The sequence below is a fragment of the Novosphingobium bradum genome, assembly GCF_042646485.1.
GTDB classification, from domain to species: Bacteria; Pseudomonadota; Alphaproteobacteria; order Sphingomonadales; family Sphingomonadaceae; genus Novosphingobium; species Novosphingobium bradum.
The window spans coordinates 23,094-43,092 of the sequence record NZ_JBHRTQ010000010.1 but is presented as its reverse complement, the minus strand read 5'-3'; the positions used below and the strand labels follow the sequence as shown (position 1 = coordinate 43,092).

At 68.9% G+C, this 19,999-nt stretch carries 16 protein-coding genes; 8 read left to right on the top strand and 8 right to left on the bottom strand.

Annotated features, from left to right (window positions below; all coding sequences use genetic code 11):
• Window positions 1–101: 101 nt before the first annotated feature.
• Together ACFOD9_RS11585 and ACFOD9_RS11580 are read right to left on the bottom strand one after the other, a co-directional pair.
• Window positions 102–1,424, bottom strand: a complete 1,323-nt coding sequence (locus ACFOD9_RS11585) for a homoserine dehydrogenase (protein ID WP_379510273.1) — start codon at window positions 1,422–1,424, stop codon at window positions 102–104.
• A gap of 76 nt (window positions 1,425–1,500) precedes the next feature.
• Window positions 1,501–2,460, bottom strand: coding sequence for a hypothetical protein (locus tag ACFOD9_RS11580; RefSeq protein WP_379510272.1), 960 nt, complete (start codon window positions 2,458–2,460; stop codon window positions 1,501–1,503).
• A gap of 334 nt (window positions 2,461–2,794) precedes the next feature.
• Here ACFOD9_RS11580 and ACFOD9_RS11575 point away from each other — a divergent pair, with 334 nt between their 5' ends.
• The 4 genes from ACFOD9_RS11575 to ACFOD9_RS11560 all read left to right on the top strand — a co-directional run bounded on the left by ACFOD9_RS11575 (window position 2,795) and on the right by ACFOD9_RS11560 (window position 5,466).
• Complete coding sequence (locus tag ACFOD9_RS11575) at window positions 2,795–3,442, top strand: energy transducer TonB (RefSeq protein ID WP_379510271.1); 648 nt, start codon at window positions 2,795–2,797, stop codon at window positions 3,440–3,442.
• 84 nt (window positions 3,443–3,526) lie between these two features.
• The gene (locus ACFOD9_RS11570) at window positions 3,527–4,294 is read left to right on the top strand and encodes a MotA/TolQ/ExbB proton channel family protein (RefSeq protein WP_379510270.1); all 768 of its coding nucleotides are present in this window, start codon (window positions 3,527–3,529) and stop codon (window positions 4,292–4,294) included.
• Between the two features lie 120 nt (window positions 4,295–4,414).
• Complete coding sequence (locus ACFOD9_RS11565; RefSeq protein WP_379510269.1) at window positions 4,415–4,948, top strand: ExbD/TolR family protein; 534 nt, start codon at window positions 4,415–4,417, stop codon at window positions 4,946–4,948.
• 59 nt (window positions 4,949–5,007) lie between these two features.
• Entirely contained in the window at window positions 5,008–5,466 is a 459-nt protein-coding gene (locus tag ACFOD9_RS11560; RefSeq protein ID WP_379510268.1) for an ExbD/TolR family protein, read from the top strand.
• 156 nt (window positions 5,467–5,622) lie between these two features.
• Here ACFOD9_RS11560 and ACFOD9_RS11555 read toward each other — a convergent pair whose 3' ends face one another.
• Both ACFOD9_RS11555 and ACFOD9_RS11550 read right to left on the bottom strand, forming a co-directional pair.
• Window positions 5,623–8,160: a ligase-associated DNA damage response DEXH box helicase gene (locus tag ACFOD9_RS11555; protein WP_379510267.1), complete on the bottom strand. Its 2,538-nt coding sequence runs from the start codon at window positions 8,158–8,160 to the stop codon at window positions 5,623–5,625.
• Window positions 8,161–8,243: 83 nt separating this feature from the next.
• The gene (locus ACFOD9_RS11550) at window positions 8,244–9,485 is read right to left on the bottom strand and encodes a polyhydroxyalkanoate depolymerase (RefSeq protein WP_379510561.1); all 1,242 of its coding nucleotides are present in this window, start codon (window positions 9,483–9,485) and stop codon (window positions 8,244–8,246) included.
• Window positions 9,486–9,707: 222 nt separating this feature from the next.
• Here ACFOD9_RS11550 and ACFOD9_RS11545 point away from each other — a divergent pair, with 222 nt between their 5' ends.
• Together ACFOD9_RS11545 and ACFOD9_RS11540 are read left to right on the top strand one after the other, a co-directional pair.
• Window positions 9,708–11,522 (top strand): ABC transporter transmembrane domain-containing protein, encoded by a 1,815-nt coding sequence (locus ACFOD9_RS11545; RefSeq protein ID WP_379510266.1) that lies wholly within the window; start codon window positions 9,708–9,710, stop codon window positions 11,520–11,522.
• A 78-nt stretch (window positions 11,523–11,600) separates the two neighbouring features.
• A complete protein-coding gene (locus ACFOD9_RS11540) occupies window positions 11,601–13,736 on the top strand; it encodes a M13 family metallopeptidase (RefSeq protein WP_379510265.1) in 2,136 nt (711 codons plus the stop codon).
• 35 nt (window positions 13,737–13,771) lie between these two features.
• Here ACFOD9_RS11540 and ACFOD9_RS11535 read toward each other — a convergent pair whose 3' ends face one another.
• The 4 genes from ACFOD9_RS11535 to ACFOD9_RS11520 form a co-directional block, all read right to left on the bottom strand.
• Complete coding sequence (locus ACFOD9_RS11535) at window positions 13,772–15,442, bottom strand: DHA2 family efflux MFS transporter permease subunit (RefSeq protein WP_379510264.1); 1,671 nt, start codon at window positions 15,440–15,442, stop codon at window positions 13,772–13,774.
• Between the two features lie 99 nt (window positions 15,443–15,541).
• Complete coding sequence (locus tag ACFOD9_RS11530; protein ID WP_379510263.1) at window positions 15,542–15,952, bottom strand: hypothetical protein; 411 nt, start codon at window positions 15,950–15,952, stop codon at window positions 15,542–15,544.
• Window positions 15,953–16,020: 68 nt separating this feature from the next.
• Entirely contained in the window at window positions 16,021–17,457 is a 1,437-nt protein-coding gene (gene tldD, locus ACFOD9_RS11525; protein WP_379510262.1) for a metalloprotease TldD, read from the bottom strand.
• A gap of 42 nt (window positions 17,458–17,499) precedes the next feature.
• A complete protein-coding gene (locus tag ACFOD9_RS11520) occupies window positions 17,500–17,697 on the bottom strand; it encodes a zinc-finger domain-containing protein (RefSeq protein WP_379510261.1) in 198 nt (65 codons plus the stop codon).
• Between the two features lie 73 nt (window positions 17,698–17,770).
• Between ACFOD9_RS11520 and ACFOD9_RS11515 the strand changes: the two genes are divergently transcribed.
• The gene (locus tag ACFOD9_RS11515; RefSeq protein WP_379510260.1) at window positions 17,771–18,721 is read left to right on the top strand and encodes an ABC transporter ATP-binding protein; all 951 of its coding nucleotides are present in this window, start codon (window positions 17,771–17,773) and stop codon (window positions 18,719–18,721) included.
• A 17-nt stretch (window positions 18,722–18,738) separates the two neighbouring features.
• Window positions 18,739–19,999: L-aspartate oxidase (gene nadB / locus ACFOD9_RS11510; protein WP_379510259.1), on the top strand; the 1,261-nt coding region annotated here is incomplete at its 3' end.

The window sequence follows — 19,999 nt, the reverse complement described above, 5'->3', positions numbered from 1 at the left end:
CCGGGCGCTGTCGAGTGCCCGGACCATGATTCTTGCATACGAATGCGCGGGCAGGTGCCGCAAGGCGAGGCCAGCGGGGCGCCGGAGCGCCCCGGCGGCGGTCAGTCGCCCAGGATCTGCATGACCAGGGGCGCGCTGGTCAGGCTGGGCGAACCCTCGAGCAGGCGCAAGGCCTCGGTGACGGCGCTTTCCGGGCCTTCGTGGGTGACCATGGCGACCAGCACCTCACCCTCGCTCTCGGCCCGGCCCTTCTGGATCAGGCTTTCGATCGAGACCCCGGCATCGCGCATGGCCGCGGTGATCTCGGCCAGGACGCCCGGGCGGTCGGCCACGCTGAAGCGGACATAGGCGCGGCCGGTGCGGTGGCCGGTGGCGGCGCGGCCCATGGCTTCCAGCTCGGCCACGGGGACCGAGAAGGGGGCGCCGATCTCGCCGCCGGTGAGCTGGCCACGGGCGATGTCGATCAGGTCGGCGACGACCGCGCTGGCCGTGGGGCCATCGCCCGCGCCGGCGCCCTGGAACAGCAGCCGGCCCGAGAAATTGCCTTCCGCGACAACGGCGTTGGTCGCGCCATCGACATGGGCCAGCGGGTGATTGAACGGCACCAGGTGGGGCTGGACGCGCTGGAACAGGCAGGGCTGCGCGCCCGAATGATCGGGCTCGGCCATGCCGATCAGGCGGATCACGTAACCCAGCGAATCGGCCTGCTCGATATCGGCGGCGCGCAGCCGCGAGATGCCGGCGGTGTCCACTCCGGCGAAATCGATCCTGGCCCCGAAGGCGATTGCCGCCAGGATCGAGAGCTTGTGCGCCGCGTCGATCCCCTCGACGTCGAAGGTCGGATCGGCCTCGGCATAGCCGCGAGCCTGCGCCTCGGCGAGAACGTCGGCGAAATCGCGCCCGGTGTCTTCCATCTGCGAGAGGATGAAATTGCAGGTGCCGTTGAGGATGCCGTAGACCCGCTCGATCGCATTGGCCGCGGCGCCTTCGCGCAGCCCCTTGATCACCGGGATGCCGCCGGCGACCGCCGCCTCGAACTTGAGCGCGACTTTCGCGCTTTCCGCCTTGGCGGCGAGTTCAAGCCCGTGATGGGCGATCATCGCCTTGTTGGCGGTGACCAGCGCCTTGCCGGCCTCGATCGTGGTGCGCGCGCAGGCCAGCGCCGGCCCATCCGAGCCGCCGACCAGTTCGACCACGACATCGACGTCGTCCCGCTCGCCCAGGATGACCATGTCGTCTTCCCAGGCATAGGGCGAAAGATCGACCCCGCGATTCTTGCTGCGATCCCGCGCGGAGATCGCCACGATCTGGAGCGGGCGCCCGGCGCGGCGGGCGATCAGCGCGGCATTGGTCTCGAGCAGGCGGATCACGCCGGCTCCGACGGTGCCCAGCCCGGCAAGCGCGATACGAAGCGGTTCGGCCATGTTCATCCCTTTCGGGGCGCGCCACTAGGGCACTGGCGCGCGAAAGGCCAGAGGGCGCGGGCGCGAGGGCCGCGAATCAGTCGCGCGAGCGCGGGCAGGTGCCGAGCGATTCGCGCACCAGGCGATAGTCGACCCGGGCCTGGGCGCGGTCGGCGTCGGTGGCCGAGACATTGAGCCCGGGGGGCAGGATGGCGGGCAGGAAGCAGGCCAGGCGATACCAGGCCAGGGTTTCGCGGGCCGGCGGCGCGGCGTCCGAATCGACCACTTCGGAGAACGACACGCTCCACCGCGGCGCCTTGCCGGGCTGGCGGGTGACCGTGATCGAGGCCGGCTCGCCATCGGCGGTGGCCAGGAACAGCTGGGTCTCGCCCTCGCCGGCAAGGTTGCCGGGGACGAAGATCGCCTCGTGGATGCCGGCGATCCGGCCGGGCGCGCCGGGGGCGAGCAGTTCGGTGAGCACCGCCTTCAGCCGTGCGTCGAGCGCCTCGTCCCATGGCACCTGCGCGTCGGGGGCGATCAGTTGCAGCTCGCCCGGCCGATCGGCCACGGTGCGGGCGAAGACCACCAGGCCGCGCTTGCCGAGGCGCGGCAGCCTGGGCGGCTTGCCCTTGGCATCGAGCGGAACGTCGACCAGGTAGCGCAGCGAATCGGCGGGCAGCGGCGGTCCCGAGAGCAGGCCGAGGGGGCGGGCCTCGACATAGATCCGCACCCAGCCGGCGCGCACGCCGGGTGCGCGGGCCGGTTCGACGGGCACGATCTTGCGGACCTGGACCCGCACCACGCTGGACGCGCGGTCGGCCAGGTCGACGAGGTCGGCATAGGTCAGGGCGGACGAGGCTAAGGCGCCGGCGGGTGCCGGAGCCGGGGTGGGCGCCGGGGCCGACGTTGTGGCAGGAGCCGCCGTCCAGCTGGGCCGCGCCGCGCCGAAGGCCGGATTCGCGCCGCCCGCAACCGCGATGGCGAGGGCGCCAGCAACGAGGCCGACGGCGATGCCGCCGGCGGCTCGGGGCAGGAGGGCGAGGCTTGCGCGGTTCATCTGGTGGCTCCGTTCCCCCGGGCACGGCAGGGGCAATTGTGCGGTGTTCGCGCCGATCGGTTTTGACCTTAACGGTTGTGAATTGCGGGTTAACCTGAAGCAAGGGGGCAATCAGCCGTTGCGCGAGGCAGAGTCCGACGTTAAGGCTCACGGAAAAGCGGCACGTCCGATCAGGACGGCCTGAAATCCGCGTCCGCTCGGGCAAGGGGGTCCATGCGGCGTCCGGATCGATCGGCAGGGTGGAAAATTAAGATTTCCGGGTTCGGGCGTGGCAACACGTTCGGGCCGGGCCGTCCCGATTGTTCGGGGCGCTGTAATGGAGTGATGCGTCTGAATGGCTTACGCTGACCAATCGATGAGCGGTAACAAGATTACCGCGCTGATCATCGTAGCATTGATTCACGTCGCCGTCGGCTATGCCTTGGTCACTGGCCTCGCCTATTCCGCGGCGAAGCAGATCCTCAAGAAGGTGACGACGGTCGACATCAAGGAGCCGGAGAAGCCGAAGGAGCCGCCGCCGCCACCGCCCAAGGTCGTTGCGCCGCCGCCTGTCGTGGTGCCGCCGCCGAAGGTCAACGTCGCGGTTTCCGCGCCGGTGATCGAAACCGTTTCGACTCCGCCGCCACCCGCGCCGCCGCCGCCGGTCTATGTCGCGCCGGCAGCGCCGCCGCCGCCGCGCTTCACGCCGACCGGTGCGGTGCCCAAGGGCAATCCCGGCAACTGGGCAACCCCGAACGACTATCCCTCGCGCGCCCTGCGCGAGGAGCGTGAAGGGGTCACCGGCTTTCGCGTCAGCGTCGGCCCGGATGGCCGCGTGACCGACTGCCAGATCACCAGCTCCAGCGGCAGCCCGGACCTTGACCAGACCGCTTGCGAAAAGATTCGCCAGCGCGCCCGGTTCAACCCGGCCAAGGACGGTGAGGGCAATCCCACCTCCGGTTCCTATTCCAATCGCGTCCGCTGGGTGATCCCGAAGGACTGACCTGCTTACCGGGAGCCGGCCCGGCCGGCTCCCCCGCCGGCCAGCCGGCACACCGACACCTGCATTCTTGAGAGGACTTTTCGCATGCTTATTGAACTTCTTGCCGCCGGCGCCAACGCCGCACCGCAGAACAAGTTCGGCTTCGCCGAAGCGCTGCAGCAGGGCGGTTTCATCGCCTATGCCACGGTTACCATCCTGGGCATCATGTCGTTCGGTTCGTTCTTCATCCTGTTCACCAAGTGGTTCGAGCAGGGCAAGATCCTGCGCCAGGGCCGCGAGCTGAAGACCAGCTTCTGGCGCGCCGCCACGCTGAAGGAAGGCGCCACCAAGCTCGAGAAGAACAGCGCCTGGCGCCAGATCGTCGACGACGGCCTCGCCGCCGAGGAGCAGCACAGCAAGATGGCCCAGGCCACCGACGCCCATGACTGGCTGGTCGGCTCGCTCGCCCGCTCGGAAGCCTCGATCAACGCCCGCCTCGCCGCTGGCCTGCCCTTCCTCGCCACCGTCGGCGCGACCTCGCCGTTCATCGGCCTGTTCGGCACCGTGGTCGGCATCTACCGCGCGCTGATCGCCATCGGCCTCGCCGGTTCGGCCTCGATCGACAAGGTCGCCGGCCCGGTCGGTGAAGCGCTGATCATGACCGCGCTCGGCCTGCTCGTCGCGGTTCCGGCCGTGCTCGCCTACAACTACCTCCAGGCTCGCAACAAGCGGATCGCCGAACACCTCCAGGGCTTCGCGACCGACGTGCTCGCCAACATCAACTCGAATGGCGCCGTGAAGCCGGCCGTGACCGCTCCGGCCGCCGCCAAGGCCGCTCCGGCCAAGCCGGCCGCTGCCCCGGCCAAGCCGTAAGCAGCACTGCCGCAGGCGGGGGCGCGCGGCCAGCGCTCCCCCGTCCGGCCGGACAGGGGCGGACCGCTGCATGCCGGTCCGCCACCTTGCCGGGTCCGATACAAGGATAGGATGTAACTCATGGCCATTTCGATGGGCGCCGGCGGGGAAGAGACCCCGATGTCGGACATCAACACGACCCCGCTGGTGGACGTGATGCTGGTGCTGCTGATCATCTTCCTCATCGCGGTTCCGGTCGCGATCCAGACGATCGAAAAGCTCCGCATTCCGATTCTGGTCTCGCAGGAATCGAAGGACAAGGTCGAGAACCTGCTGCTGACCGTCACCACCACCGACGACGCCGGCCGCAGCGCGGGTGACCCGGGGTATGAAGGGGCATCGCGCAATGGCGAATGCCGCATCTACTTCAACAACATCACCCCCGTCGACGCGAACGAACTGCGCGATCTCGCCTACAAGCGGCTCGACACGATCGTGAAGCGCGAAGGTGGTCCGGAAGCCCTGCGCGCCAACCCGGACAAGGTGCCCCAGGTCCACATCCGCGGTGACGTGAACGCGCCCTGGCGCTGCGTGGCCGGTGCGATCTACAACGTGCAGATCTCGGGCTATCCGACCGTCGGCTTCATTTCCAACCCGGTCGACCCGAACGGCTGACGCAAACCCCGAACGACCACGCATCCCAGGGGCCAGTCGTTTTTCAGGAGTAAGTTCCCATGGCAATGTCAGGCGGCAAGGATGATGGCTCGCCGATGATGGAAATGAACACGACGCCGTTGATCGACGTCATGCTCGTGCTCCTCATCATGTTCATCATCACCATCCCCGTTGCTACCCACGCGGTGAATATCGACCTTCCGTCGCCCCAGCCGCCGCCACCCACCGCGGAGGTCAAGCCGCTGAAGAACAAGGTTGTCCTCACCTACGACAACAAGGTGTTGTGGAACGGTCAGCCGGTGAACAATGGGCAGTTCGTGGCGCTGCTGCAGCAGACGCTGCAGATGAAGCCTGAGCCCGAGCTTCAGTTCCAGCCCGATTCGGGCGCGGGCTACGAGCTTTCGGCCGCGGCCCTGAACATCATCAAGGCCTCGGGCGTGACCAAGTTCGGCTTCGTCGGCAACGAGCAGTATTCGGAATTCGGCAAGGCGGCCAATGCGCCCAAGGCGACTCCGTAAGCCTGTCCGCGGCAAGACCTTTCAAGACGATCAGGGGGCGGAGCGATCCGCCCCCTTTTTCGTGAGCGTGCCTCTGAACCGCGCGGGCGGCAGCGGGGTCGGTTCGGGGCCGGATCGGGGCGGGGTTCGGGCGTGGTTCGCCGGGGGCGGGGCTGGTCAGTCCGCGGCGTCGGCATGGCCGGCGGGTGCTGCATCGTCGGGGCGCATGGCTTCGCTGGCCAGGGCTTCGGCTTCGAGCAGCAGGTCGTCGTCGGCGGCCCCGGCGGGCAGGCTCTCGCGTCCGATCATCACCAGCAGCGGCACGGCCAGCGGCGACACCCGGTCGAGCCGCACGTGGACGACCTGGCGCCCCGCGCGCTCCAGCACGTCGGCCACGCGGGCCACGTCGGTCAGCCGGGTGCGGGCATCGGCCCAGGCGGCTTCGATCAGCAGATGGTCGGGCTCGTGCCGGCGCAGGACGTCGTAGATGAGGTCGGTCGAGAAGGTGACCTGCCGGCCCGACTTGCGTTTCCCGGGATGCTGCCGTTCCACCAGCCCGCCGATCACCGCGACCTCGCGGAAGGCGCGGCGCAGGAGGTGGGAGTTTTCCACCCAGGCGATGAATTCGTGGGTGAGGATATCGGGCGAGAGCAGGGGGGCGGGATCGTCGACCGGCTTGAGGCTCCACACACCGAAGGCATAGTCGTTGGCGACGAAGCCGAGCGGGCCGAGGCCGCGTTCCTCCATGCGACGGGTGACCAGCATCCCCAGTGACTGGTTGGCGTTCCACCCCTCGAAGGTATGGATCACGGTGTAGTGGCGGCTCTGGTGGGGGAAAGTTTCGACCAGCAGTTCGCCCGGCCCGGGCAGGCGCGAGCGCCAGTCCTGCATTTCGAGCCATTCGCGCACGTCATCAGGGAAGCGGCCCCAGCCGGCGCGGTCGACCAGCAGGCGGCGGACGCGTTCGGCGAGGTGGGTGGAGATCGGGATGCGCGCGCCCATGTAGCTGGGGATGGCCCCGGCGCGGCGGGCGGCGCGCACGATCAGTTCGAGATCGCGGACCGATTCCACCTCGAGGTCAAGGCCGGCGAAGCGGAAGGTATCGCCCGGCGAGAGGCTGGCCCCGAAGGCTTCCTCCACCCGGCCGAGCGAGCGGCCATTGCGGAAGCGCACGTCGAGCATCTCGGCATCGACGATGATCCCGGCGTTGAGCCGGTGGCGGTGGGCCTGGTCGGGGTGGGCCAGCCGCCAGATCGCATCGCCCCCAGCGCTCTCGCCCCCAGCGCTCTCGCCCAGCGCGCCCTCGCGCGTGCGGACGATGCGCTGGAACCGGTCATAGGCTTTGAGCGCGTAGCCACCCGAGGCGACGAAGGCGAGGACGCGGTGCCAGCCTGCTTCGTCAAGCCAGGCATAGGGCGCGGCCGAGCGCACTTCGGCCAGCAGGGCGCTTTGCGCGAAGGGGCCGGCGCAGGCGCAGGCCATGACGTGCTGGGCGAGCACGTCGAGCGCGCCGGGGCGGAAGGGGTCGCCGTCGCGCTCGCCTTCGAGCGCGGCCTCGCGCGCGGCGGTGGCCTCGAGGAATTCGAAGCGGTTGCCGGGGACCAAGAGCGCCTTGCTCGGGCAATCGAGCCGGTGGTTGGCGCGGCCGATCCGCTGGAGCAGGCGCGATGAGCCCTTGGGCGCGCCCATCTGGACGACGAGGTCGATATCGCCCCAGTCCACCCCGAGATCGAGGCTGGCGGTGCAGACCAGCGCGCGCAATTCGCCTCGCGCCATGGCCCCCTCCACCTTGCGGCGCGCTTCCTTCGACAGCGAGCCGTGGTGGATGCCGATCGGCAGGTGGTCGTCGTTCGCGGCCCACAGCAGCTGGAAGATGTATTCGGCGAGGAAGCGCGTGTTGGTGAAGACCAGCGTGGTGCGGTGGGCGCGGATCGCCTGGTAGAGCTGGGGCACGGCCCAGGCGGCGGCGTGGCCGCTCCACGGCACGCGCTCGCCCCGGGGGAGCAGCAGGGCGATTTCGGGCGGCGCGCCGGGCTCGCCGGTGACGAGGTCGACCAGCCCGGCATCGCCGCCGGGGGAGAGCCAGCGGCGGAAGGCCTGCGGATCGGCCAGGGTGGCCGAGAGCGCGACGCGCTGGACCTGCGGGGCGAGGCGGGAAAGCCGGGCGAGCGCGAGAGCCAGCAAATCACCTCGCTTGCCGGTCGCGAAGGCGTGGACCTCGTCGATCACGATCCGTTGCAGCGAGCCGAACAGGTGCGCGCTCTCGGGATAGCTCAGCAGGAGCGAGAGCGATTCGGGCGTGGTGAGGAGGACATGGGGCGGGCGGGCGCGCTGGCGGGCCTTGCGCTCGCTGGGCGTGTCGCCGGTGCGGGACTCGATGCGGATCGGCAGGCCCAACTCTTCCACCGGCGCCAGCAGGTTGCGCTGGACATCATGGGCGAGAGCCTTGAGCGGCGAGACGTAGAGGGTGTGCAGGCCATCGGGTGGGGGTGGGCCGGCCGAGGGGCAGAACTGGGCGAGGGTGGGGAGGAAGCCGGCCAGGGTCTTGCCGGCCCCGGTATCGGCGACCAGCAGGGCGTGGCGCCCGGCCCGCGCGGCGGCGAGCATTTCGCGCTGGTGCCGGCGCGGCTGCCAGCCGCGCGCGGCGAACCAGCCGGCCAGCTCCGGCGGAAGATCGGACGGGCGATCGGACGGTGTTGGCGGCGACCGGCTCATCCGCCCGATATCAGGCCTGCCCGGCGGTCAGGCAATGGGTGAGCGCGCCGGTTGGCGGGCCGGCGATCGTGCCGGCCCGCAGGTCAGCCGCGCGCCTGCTCGCGGGCGCGGTGGGTTTCGACGAAGCGTTCCACCACTGGCGCGATCTGGCCGCGCCAGCGCGAGCCGTTGAAGATGCCGTAGTGGCCGACTTCGGGGGCCAGCAGGTATTCCTTGCGGCTTTTCGCCAGGCCCGTGGCCAGCTTGAGCGCGGCCTTGGTCTGGCCGATGCCGGAAATATCGTCGCGTTCGCCCTCGACCGCGAGGATCGCGGTGTCGGTGATCGCGCCAAGATCGATCGGCTTGCCGCGATGGACGAATTCGCCCTTGGGCAGCGAGTGCTTCTGGAACACGTGTTCGATGGTCTGCAGGTAGAACTCGGCGCTCATGTCGCAGACCGAGCGGTATTCGTCGTAGAACGACTTCTTGGAATCGGCGCCTTCGCCATCGCCTTCGACCAGGTGCTGGAAGATCTGGTAGTGGCTCTGCAGGTGGGTCTGCAGGTTCATCGACATGAACCCGGCCAGCTGGAGGAAGCCCGGATAGACCTTGCGGCCCGCGCCCGGATAGCCAAGCGGCACGGTGGCGATGACATTGTGGCGGAACCACGAGAGCGGGCGGGTCACGGCCACGTCGTTGACGCTGGTCGGCGCCTCGCGGGTGTCGATCGGGCCGCCCATCATGGTGAGCGAGGCCGGGCGGCAGGGGTGTTTGGCCGCGCCCATCACCGCCGTGGCGGCGAGCGAGGGCACCGAAGGCTGGCAGACCGCGAGCATATGGGTGCCCGGGCCGAGATGTTCGAGGAAGCCGATCAGGTAGTCGATATAGTCATCCAGGTCGAACTGGCCGTCCTCGAGCGGGACCTGGCGGGCATCGGCCCAATCGGTGATGTAGACCTCCATCCGCTCCGCCAGGCGGGCGACGGTGCCGCGCAGCAGGGTGGCGAAGTGGCCGCTCATCGGCGCGACGATCAGCATCCGCGGGGCATCGGCGGCCAGGCCAGGGTGGGTGAAGCGCAGGAGGTTGCCGAAGGGCCGGCGCAGGACGACCGATTCGGTGATGGGGTGGGCCATCCCGTCGACCACGACTTCGGCGATGCCGAAGGCCGGCTTGCCGCGCGGCGCGGCGGCATGGGCGAAGACATCCAGCGCCGAGGCGATGACCGGACTCAACCCGCTGTAACCAAAGGGCAGCGCTGGGTTGTTGAGCAGCTCGGCGGTGACCGAGGCCAGCGCGCTGGCGCCGCTCAGCAAGGCCCGATTGAGTTCGTAGGCGTTGTACAGCACGATACCCGTTCCCGTCATGACGCGCGCGCGGCGCGGACTGTCCTGGCCATAGATGCGCCGGGTGAAACTATTTTGCAATGCAGCATGAAGGGTTTCCCCCTGCTTGGGCGGGGTCTGGACGGGCCTGGGCGGTGGGGTGAGCGCGCGCCGCGTCGATTAATTATGGGCAATCCGCCGCGCTTCCGCTTCCGCCGCGCGCCGGGCTGCGCTACGGCCCGGGCCATGGCCCGCCGACCGACTTCCACTTCCGCCGCTCCCGCCGACGAGGACAAGCCCGCGCGCAGCCTTGGCCCGCTGGCCATGATCTGGCGGCTGGGGGCGAACTATCCTCGGCAGGTTACCCTGGCGCTGCTGGCGCTGCTCACCACCTCTTCGGCCACGATCGCCATCCCGATGCGCTTCAAGGCGATCGTCGACCAGGCCTTCGGCACGGGTGCGCGGGTCGATGACATCGCCCATGCCTTCGAGGGGCTGCTGGCCATCGTGCTGGTGCTGGGCGCGGCCACGGCGGTGCGGTTCTACTGCGTGTCGTGGCTGGGCGAGCGCGTGGTTGCGGACCTGCGCGAGAAGGTCCAGGCCAATCTCCTGCGCCTGCCCCCCAGCTTCTTCGAGGCCAACAGCCCCAAGGAAATCTCCTCGCGCATGACCAGCGACACCTCGCTGATCGAGGTCGTGGTGGGGACCACCGTGTCGATCGCGCTTCGCAATGCGATCACCGGGATCGGCGGCACGATCTACCTGTTCTTCCTCGCGCCCAGGCTGACCCTTGAACTGCTGGTGGTGATCCCGCTGGTGATCGTGCCGATCGCCACCTTCGGGCGCCGCCTCAAGTCCGCCTCGCGCACCAGCCAGGACCGGATCGCCGATGTCGGCGCCAAGGTGGCCGAGGTGCTCGGCGCGATGCGGGTGGTGCAATCGTTCAACCAGGAAGCGCGCGAGGCCGGGCGCTTTGCCGAAGTGGTCGAGCAGACCTTCGCCGCCGCCCGCCGCCGTATCGCGATCCGCGCGGTGATGACCGCCACGGTCATGGTGCTGGTGTTCGGTTCGATCACCCTGCTCTTGTGGCAGGGCGCGCTGGGCGTGGCGCGGGGGACGATTTCGGGCGGGACCATCGCCGCCTTCGTGGTGACCGCCGGGCTGGTGGCCGGAGCTTTCGGCGCGCTCACCGAGGTCTATGGCGAACTGCTGCGCGGCGCGGGCGCCGCCAGCCGCCTCAACGAATTGCTCAATGAAAAGCCGGCCATCGCCCCGCCGGCGCGGCCCATGGCCCTGCCTGCCCCGCCGCGCGGCCGGATCGCCTTCGAGAAGGTGACTTTCCGCTATCCCGCGCGGCCCGACCTGCCGGCGATCATGGATTTCTCGCTGAGCGTGGAGCCGGGCGAGACCGTGGCCATCGTCGGGCCTTCGGGCGCGGGCAAGTCCACCGTGTTCCAGCTCGCCCAGCGGTTCTACGATCCGCAGGCCGGCACCATCAAGCTTGACGGGGTGCCGCTGGCCTCGGCCGATCCCGCCGAAATCCGCAACCGCATGGCCCTGGTGCCGCAGGAGGCCGTGCTGTTCGCCGCCAATGCGCGCGACAACCTGCGCTACGGCAACTGGGAGGCCAGCGACGAGGCCATCTGGGAAGCGGCGCGCGCGGCCAATGCCGAAGCCTTCCTGCGCGAACTGCCCGAGGGGCTCGATACCTTTCTCGGCGAAAACGGTTCGCGCCTGTCGGGCGGCCAGCGCCAGCGCGTGGCGATTGCCCGCGCGCTGCTGCGCCAGGCTCCGATCCTGCTGCTCGACGAGGCGACCAGCGCGCTAGATGCCGAGAGCGAGCGGCTGGTGCAGGACGCGCTCGACCGCCTGATGGCCAGCCGCACCACCCTGGTCATTGCCCACCGCCTGGCGACCGTGCGCCAAGCCGACCGGATCGTGGTGATGGACGGCGGGCGAATCGTCGAGGATGGCACGCACGAGGCGTTGAGCCGCGCCGGCGGGCTCTATGCGCGCCTCGCCGCGCTCCAGTTCGACGACCGAGCGGTGGCGGCGCAGTAAGGCGGCGCGCAAGCGGCGGTTAAGGACTGTGCGGCAAGGTTCGGGCTGACCTGACGCCTATTGCAAGGACGAGAGCCGTTGACCCTGACCCGCCTGCTTCTGCTTGCCGCTTCGGCCCTGGCGTTTCCGGTCGTTCCGGCCATGGCCGCCGCGCCTGATGCCGCGCCGGTCGCCGAGGATGCACTGACCGGCTGGGGGCGTTCGGGCATCCAGCAGCAGTGGAACGACCGCTCGATCCGTCCGGGCGACGATTTCTTCCGCTTCGTCAACGGCCAGTGGATCGCCGCCCACGAGATCCCGGCCGACCGGACCAGCTATGGCTCGTTCCAGGTGCTGCGCGACCTGTCGGAAAGCCGGCTGCGCGGGATCGTGGGCGAACTGGTGGCGAGCAAGCCGGCGCCCGGCACGCAAGAGGCGCGGCTGGTGGCCACCTGGCAGGCCTTCATGGACGAGGGCGCGATCGAGCGGGCGGGCCTGGCCCCGGCCCGGCCCTGGCTGGACCGGATCGCCTCGGTGCGGACCACCGCCGATCTCTATCGCCTGTTTGCCGAGCCGGGCCTGCCCAGCCCGATCAATGGCAGCGTCGACCCCGATCCCAAGCAAAGCGGGGTCTATTCGCTGGGCCTGTCGCTGGGCGGGCTGGGCCTGCCCGACCGCGATTATTACCTGGCCGACAACCCGCGCTATCCCGAGATCCGCGCCCGCTACAAGGCGCTGCTGGCCCAGCTGCTGGCCGAAGCCGGCTATGCCGATGCCCCGGTCATGGCGCAGCAGGTCTATGACCTTGAGGCGGGCATGGCGCGGATCGAATGGGACCGCGAGGTTCTTCGCAACGACGATCTCATCTACCACAAGCTGACCCCGGCCGAGCTGGCCGCCCTGCCGCGCGGGGCCGATCTCCTCGGCTTCATCCGCGCAATGGGGCGGGGCGCCGCGGGCGCCGGCGCGGTGCGGCTGGCCGAACTGCCGCTGACGCCCGAGCAGCTAGCCCTGGCCCGTCTTTCGCCCGAGGAAGCCAAGACGAAGATGGGCGGCGGCTTCCCGGCCATGCTCGACTATGTCGCCAGCCAGCCGGTGGCGGTGTGGAAGGCCTGGGCGACCGCGCAGTTCCTGGCGGCCAACGCGCCCTACCTGCCGCGCCGGATCGACGAGGCCAGCTTTGCCTTCTTCGGCAAGCTGCTGGGCGGCCAGCCCGAGCAGCGGCCGCGCTGGAAGCGGGGGCTTTCGGTGCTGGAAAGCCAGCTGGGCGAGCAATTGGGGCGGATCTACGCCGCGCGCTATTTCCCGGCGCAAAGCCGCGCCCAGATGGCCGGGCTGGTGGCCAACCTGCGAAAGGCCATGGCCGCGAACCTTGCCGACCTTGCCTGGATGGGGCCGCAGACCCGGGCCGCGGCCGAGGCCAAGCTGGCGACCTTCGTGCCCAAGATCGGCGCGCCCGCCACGTTCAAGGACTATGCCGGGATGGCGGTTTCGCCTGGCGATCCGCTGGCCAATGCCATGGCCAGCGCGCAGTGGCGGGCCGACTTCGCCGATACCCGCGTGGGCAAGGCGGTGGACCGGGCCGAGTGGTTCATGTTCCCCCAGACGGTGAACGCCTATTACAACCCGGCGATGAACGAGATCGTGTTCCCCGCCGCGATCCTCCAGCCGCCGTTCTTCAATCCCTTGGTCGATCCGGCGGCGAACTATGGCGCGATCGGCGCGGTAATCGGGCACGAGATGGGGCATGGCTTCGACGACCAGGGCGCCAAGTATGACGGCGCCGGCAACCTGGCCGACTGGTGGACGGCTGAGGACAAGGCCCGCTTCGTGGCCCTGACCGACCGGCTGGTGGCGCAGTATGACAAGCTGTGTCCGTTCGATGCGGGGCAGACCTGCGTCAACGGCCGGCTGACCCTGGGCGAGAACATCGGCGACCTGGGCGGGCTGAGCCTCGCCTGGCGGGCCTATCACCTGGCACTGGCGGGCAAGCCCGCGCCGGTGATCGACGGGCTGACCGGCGACCAGCGCTTCTTCATGGCCTTCGCCCAGGTCTGGCGTTCGCGCTACCGCGAGGAGACCGCGCGCCAGCTGCTGCTGGTCGATCCGCACAGCCCCGCGCAGTACCGAGTCAACGGGATCGTTCGCAATTTCGCCGAGTGGCAGCAGGCCTTCGGGGTGAAGCCGGGCGACAAGCTTTACCTGCCGCCCGAGCAGCAGATCCGCATCTGGTAGGAGCGGGTGCCGCTTCCCGGTGCCTGGGCCGAACCCTAATGGTCCATCAGCTGCCGGTTTGACTTGAACCGGGTCAGCTCGACTCGCGGCATGGTCCAGACCACCATGGCCGAGAGGAACATCGAGATTGCGGTCAACTTGGTCACCGCCAGCAGGCCCAGGGTCATCGTCTGCTGGTCGAGCAGGTTGCTGATGTAGCTCAGCGCGGCCGGTTCGGGCAGGCCGGCGCGGCCAAGATCGGCCATGGCATTGTCCATGTGCAGCGATCCGGCCAGCGGCGCCCGGGCCTTGATTTCGGCGGTGTGCCAGGCGGTCAGGACCAGGGCGGTCGCCACGGCGCTGGCCATGGTCCGCACGAAGCTTTGCAGGCCGGCCGCTGACGGAATTTCGTCGGGGCTGGTGAGGCTGAGCGCGACGCTGGACAGCGGCATCATGATGAAGGGCATTCCGAAGCCGTGGAGAAACAGCATCCACGCCATGGTCATGCCGTCGGTCTGCGGGGTCCAGGCGAGGCGCAGGAGCAGGGTCGAGCCCAGCCAGGCCGCACCGAAGCTGGCCAGAACCCGGGGATCGACCTTGAGCATGATCCGCAGCACCACCTGCGAGGCCATCATCCCCGAAATCGCGGCCACCGCGGTGACCAGGCCCGAACTGGTGGCCGAATAGCCCATGGTCGTCTGGAGCCACTGCGGCACGGCGACCACCCCGGCAAAATAGGCGCCCTGGCCCAGCGCGAGCGACAGGACGCTCATCGCGAAGTTGAAATGGCGGAAGATGCGGATGTCGACCGCCGGGTGTTCCTCGGTCAGCTCCCAGATCACGAAGACCCCGAAGCCGACCAGCGCGACGAGGCCCAGCCCCAGGATCAGCGGATCGGCGAACCAGTCGCGGTCGCGGCCGAGATCGAGCATGATCTGGAGCGCGCCGATCCACAGCACCAGCAAGGCCATGCCCCACTTGTCGATATCGCGTTTCTCCCGGACGGTTTCGGCGGGGCGCAGCCAGGCGTGGGCCAGCGGCACGGCCACCATCGCGATCGGCACGTTGATCAGGAAGATCCAGTGCCACGAGATCTGGTCGGAGATGAACCCGCCGACCACCGGGCCGAAGGCCGGGGCCAGCCCGATCGTCAGCGACCAGCGCGCCATGGCGGCGGGGAGCAGCTCGGGCTTGTAGAGCCGGCTCATCATGCTTTGCGAAAGCGGCATGATCAGGCCGCCGAACACGCCCTGGCCGATCCGGCACGCCACCAGCATCGGCAGGGTGACCGACAGGCCGCACAGCAGCGAGAACAGGCCGAAGCCGGTCATCGCGATCATGAACATCCGCACGGTGCCGAAGCGCTGGGTGAGCCAGCCGGTCAGCGGCACGCAGATCGCCTCGGCCACGGCATAGGAGGTGATGACCCAGGTGCCCTGGTCGAGCGTGGCCCCCATGTCGCCAGCGATGTGCGGCAGCGAGACATTGGCGATGGTCATGTCGAGCACGACCATGACATTGGCGAAGGCGACCAGGATGCCGCAGGCCGGGCGGCGCGATGGGGGAACCGGGAGATTGTCGTCCCATTCGGTTTCCGCCGGGCCGAACAGGCTTCCGGGCCGGGCGAACCGGCCCGTCCCGCCGGTGGTCGGGACTGGTCCTGCAAGCAATTGCCGCGCTTCGCTTTTCGCGGGGACCTGCCCCGGTGTCATGCCGATAGGGTTCACACCAGCAAGTGTGCCGATAACAGCAGTGCTTGTCATTCGCAAAGGTGCACCGACGTGCCGCCGCGCTCAGCGGTTCGTCGCATCGCCGGGCCGGCGGACTCAGTTGCCGGCGGCGACCCGGGTGCGGGTATAGGGCACGAAGCGGTTGAGCGTGACGAAGCCGTGCCACCAGCCGCCCGATCGGTCATGCAGGTGGACCACGTCGACATCGCAGAGCTGGTCGGTGCCGCTCAGCCGGGTGACGAGCACGTCGTCGCTGCTCAGCGCGCGGGCATTGCCGGGGCGCTGGACGTAGATCGTGCGGCCCGAGCCATAGACGATCGCCGTATGGTCGATCACCTGGGTTTCGCTGCTGATGCGCGGGTTGATGCAGCTCACCGGCTGGCCCGCCGTCCGCCCGGCCAGCAGCTTCTCGAGCTGGGCCTCGGGCGACGGGCGCGGCGCGGCGATGGCGGGGGCGACGGGCACCGCGCTGGCGAGCAGGGCGGGGATCAGGAAGGTCTGGCGCATGGCGGGACTCCGGCAGCTTGGAACGATCGTGCCACGGCCCGGCTGAACCGGCGCTGAGCGGCGGGAACCTAGGCCGTGCCGCCCACGGTGAGGCCTTCGACCAGCAGGGTGGGCTGGCCGACGCCGGCCGGCACGCTCTGCCCGCCCTTGCCGCACATCCCCACGCCTTCATCGAGCGCCATGTCGTTGCCGATGCCGATGACCCGGGTGAGCACCGAAGGCCCGTCGCCGATCAGGGTGGCGCCCTTGATCGGCGCGCCGAGCTTGCCGTTCTCGATCCTATAGGCCTCGGTGCAGGAAAACACGAACTTGCCCGAGACGATATCCACCTGCCCGCCGCCGAAGGCCTTGGCGAAGATGCCGTTCTTCACCCGCCCAAGCAGTTCGGCCGGATCGTCATGGCCGCCGCGCATGAAGGTGTTGGTCATCCGGGGCATCGGGGCGTGGGCATAGGACTCGCGCCGGCCGTTGCCGGTGGGGGCCACCCCCATCAGGCGGGCGTTGAGGCGGTCCTGGATATAGCCCTTGAGAATGCCGTCCTCGATCAGCACGGTTTCCTGGGTGGGGGTGCCTTCATCATCGATCGAGAGTGAGCCGCGCCGGCCCATGAGGCTGCCATCGTCGACCACGGTGACGCCGGGTGCGCCGACGCGCTCGCCGATGCGGCCCGAAAAGGCGCTGGTGCCCTTGCGGTTGAAATCACCTTCCAGCCCGTGGCCGACCGCTTCGTGCAGCAGCACGCCGGGCCAGCCGGGGCCGAGCAGAACGGTCATCTCGCCCGCCGGGGCATCGACCGATTCGAGATTGGTGAGCGCCTGTTGCAAGGCCACGTCGATCGCGCGGTTCCAGGTTTCGGGCTGGAACAGATCATCATAGAGCCGCCGCCCGCCCATGCCGAACGAGCCGGTCTCGCGCCGCCCGTTCTGTTCTGCCACGATCGAGACGTTGAGCCGCACCAGCGGGCGCACGTCGGTGGCGCAAAAGCCGTCGGGCCGGACGATCTCGACCACCGACCAGCTGGCCGAAAGCGAGGCGGAAACCTGCACCACCCGCGGATCGCGCGCGCGCGCCGCGGCGTCGATTGTTTCGAGCAGGGCAACCTTGGCGGCGAAGCCCACCGCATCGAGCGGCGAGGCGTCGGTATAGAGGTGGCGGTTGGTGGCCAGCGGCGGCGCGGCCCGCGCGCCCTTGGCCGGATCGAGCAATTGCAGCGTTTCGCCCGCGCGGCGGATCGCGGCCACGGAAATCTCGTTGGCATGGGCAAAGCCGGTCATCTCGCCGGAAACGCCGCGCAGGCCGAACCCGGCATCGCGCGAATAGTCCGCCGTTTTCAGCCGCCCATCATCAAAGCCGAACGATTCGCTGGCGATGAACTGGAGGTAAAGCTCGCCATCGTCGCAAGCCTTCAGCGTTTCCCGGGCAAGAGCTTGCGCGTCTTCGGGGGAAAGCTGGCCGGAACGGTAAAGCAGCGAGCGCGGATTGGCGGCGATGATCGGGGATGTCATCGCCGGGATATAGGAGCGCGCGGGCCGGGGGGAAAGAGCCGGTTAGTGAGCGTGGCCGTCCTTGAGGACGAAGCGCCGGTCGCAATAGCCGCAATCGACATAGCCCTTGTCGTCGATCTCCAGCCAGACGCGCGGGTGGCCCAGCGCGGCGCCGCCAGGGACATTGTCCGCGCCGTCGCACTTCACGCGGTGGGTGGTGACATAAACGGTCTCGGGGACGGTCTCGGGCTGGTCGTTCATCGTGCCGGTTCCCTTGGCGATTGCTTGTTCGGCCCTTTACGCGAAGCCCGCGCTGCCGCAAGAGCCTCAGACCATGGCTGAAGCTGCAATCTCCATCCGCAACCTGGTCAAGCGCTATGCCGGCGCCAAGGGCCAGCTGGGCAAGCTGGCGCTGGACGATGTCAGCTTCGACGTGCCCCAGGGCACGATCTTCGGCCTGCTTGGCCCCAATGGCGCGGGCAAGTCCACCCTGATCAACACCCTTGCCGGGCTGGTGACGAAAACCAGCGGCCAGGTTTCGATCTGGGGCTTCGACATCGACCATGATGTCCGCAACGCCAAGCGTTCGATCGGGATCGTGCCGCAGGAGATCGTGTTCGATCCCTTCTTCACGCCTGCCGAGGTGCTGGAGATCCAGGCCGGCTACTATGGCGTCCCACGCGCGGCACGGCGCACGCTCGAACTGCTGGGCGCGGTGCATCTTTCGGACAAGGCCAATGCCTATGCCCGCACGCTTTCAGGGGGCATGAAGCGGCGGCTGCTGATCGCCAAGGCCATGGTCCATTCGCCCCCCGTGCTGGTGCTTGACGAGCCGACCGCCGGGGTCGACGTGGAACTGCGCCGGCAATTGTGGGAGCTTGTGGGCGAACTGAACGCGCAAGGGGTGACGGTGGTGCTGACCACCCATTACCTCGAAGAGGCCGAGCAACTGTGCGACCGGATCGCGATCATCAACCACGGCCGGCTGATCGCCAACAAGTCCACCGCCGAGCTGCTTTCCACCGCGCGCGAGAAGATCGTCGTCCTCACCCTTGACCGTGATCTGCCCGCCGGCGCCAGCCTGCCCAGCCACCCGGCCTTCCTCAAGGCCCAGGTGACCGGGGAGCGGACGATCGAGATCACCTACGACAAGGACCGCACCAATGCCGGCGAGGTCCTGGCGCTGGTTCAGGGGCACGGCCTGGCGATTGACGATGTGACCACCCGCGAGGCCGATCTGGAAGACGTGTTCGTGGCGCTCACCAGCGCGGCCCACGCGGCCTGACCAGGGAGAGCCCGGCAATGGAACACGACGTCATCGTGATCGGATCGGGCGCGGCCGGGCTGACCGCGGCGCTGGCGCTGGCGGAACGGCTCAAGGTGCTGGTCCTGGCCAAGGGTTCGCTGACCAGCGGTTCCACCGCCTGGGCGCAGGGCGGGATCGCCGCCGTGCTCGATGCCGGCGACACCTTCGAGAACCACGTGCGCGACACCATGGTGGCCGGTGCCGGGCTGAACCGCCAGGAAACGGTGGAATTCGTGATCAGCCAGGCGCCCGGTGCGATCGACCGGCTGGTGGAGCTGGGCGTTCCGTTCAACTCCGACGGCGAAAATCTCCACCTCACCCGCGAGGGCGGACATTCGCACCGGCGGATCGTCCACGTTGACGATGCGACCGGCTGGGCGGTCCAGGCGGCGCTGCTCAAGGCGGCCGAGGCCAGTTCCAACATCACCCTGCTGGCCGGGCGCACCTGCATCGATCTCATCACCGGCCACCACGAGGAACGCTATTCGGGCTCGGGCCGGGTCTGGGGGGTCTATGCTCTGGATGAGGCCACCGGCAAGGTGGAAGCGCACACCGCCCGGGCGACCATGCTGGCCACCGGCGGGGCGGGCCGGGTCTATCAGTTCTCCACCGCGCCGCGCGGCGCCACGGGCGATGGTATCGCCATGGCCTGGCGCGCGGGCGCGCGGGTGGGCAACATGGAGATGATGCAGTTCCACCCGACCTGCCTCTACAACCTGGAGGTCAAGAACTTCCTCATCACCGAGGCTGTGCGCGGCGAGGGCGGGCGGCTGATCAACCCGCGCACCAACAAGCGCTTCATGGCCTTCTACGATGCCGAGCGGATGGAGCTGGCCCCGCGCGATATCGTTGCCCGCGCGATCGACAGTGAGATCAAGCAGTACGGGCTGGACTACGTTCACCTCGACATAAGCCATATGCCCGCCGAATTCGTGCGCGGCCATTTCCCCACGATCCACGAGAAGCTGCTGGGGCTGGGGATCGACATGACCTGCCAGCCAATCCCGGTGGTCCCCGCCCAGCACTATACCTGCGGCGGGGTGATGATTGACCTCGATGGCCGCACCGACCTGCCCGGCCTCTATGCCGCGGGCGAATGCACCGAAAGCGGGCTGCACGGCGCCAATCGCCTCGCCTCCAACTCGCTGCTCGAATGCTTCGTCTTCGGCGAGGCGGCGGCGCACCATATCCTCGCCAACTGGGAGCACTTCGACGCCCCCCCGAAAGTGCGCCCCTGGGACGAGAGCCGGGTGACCA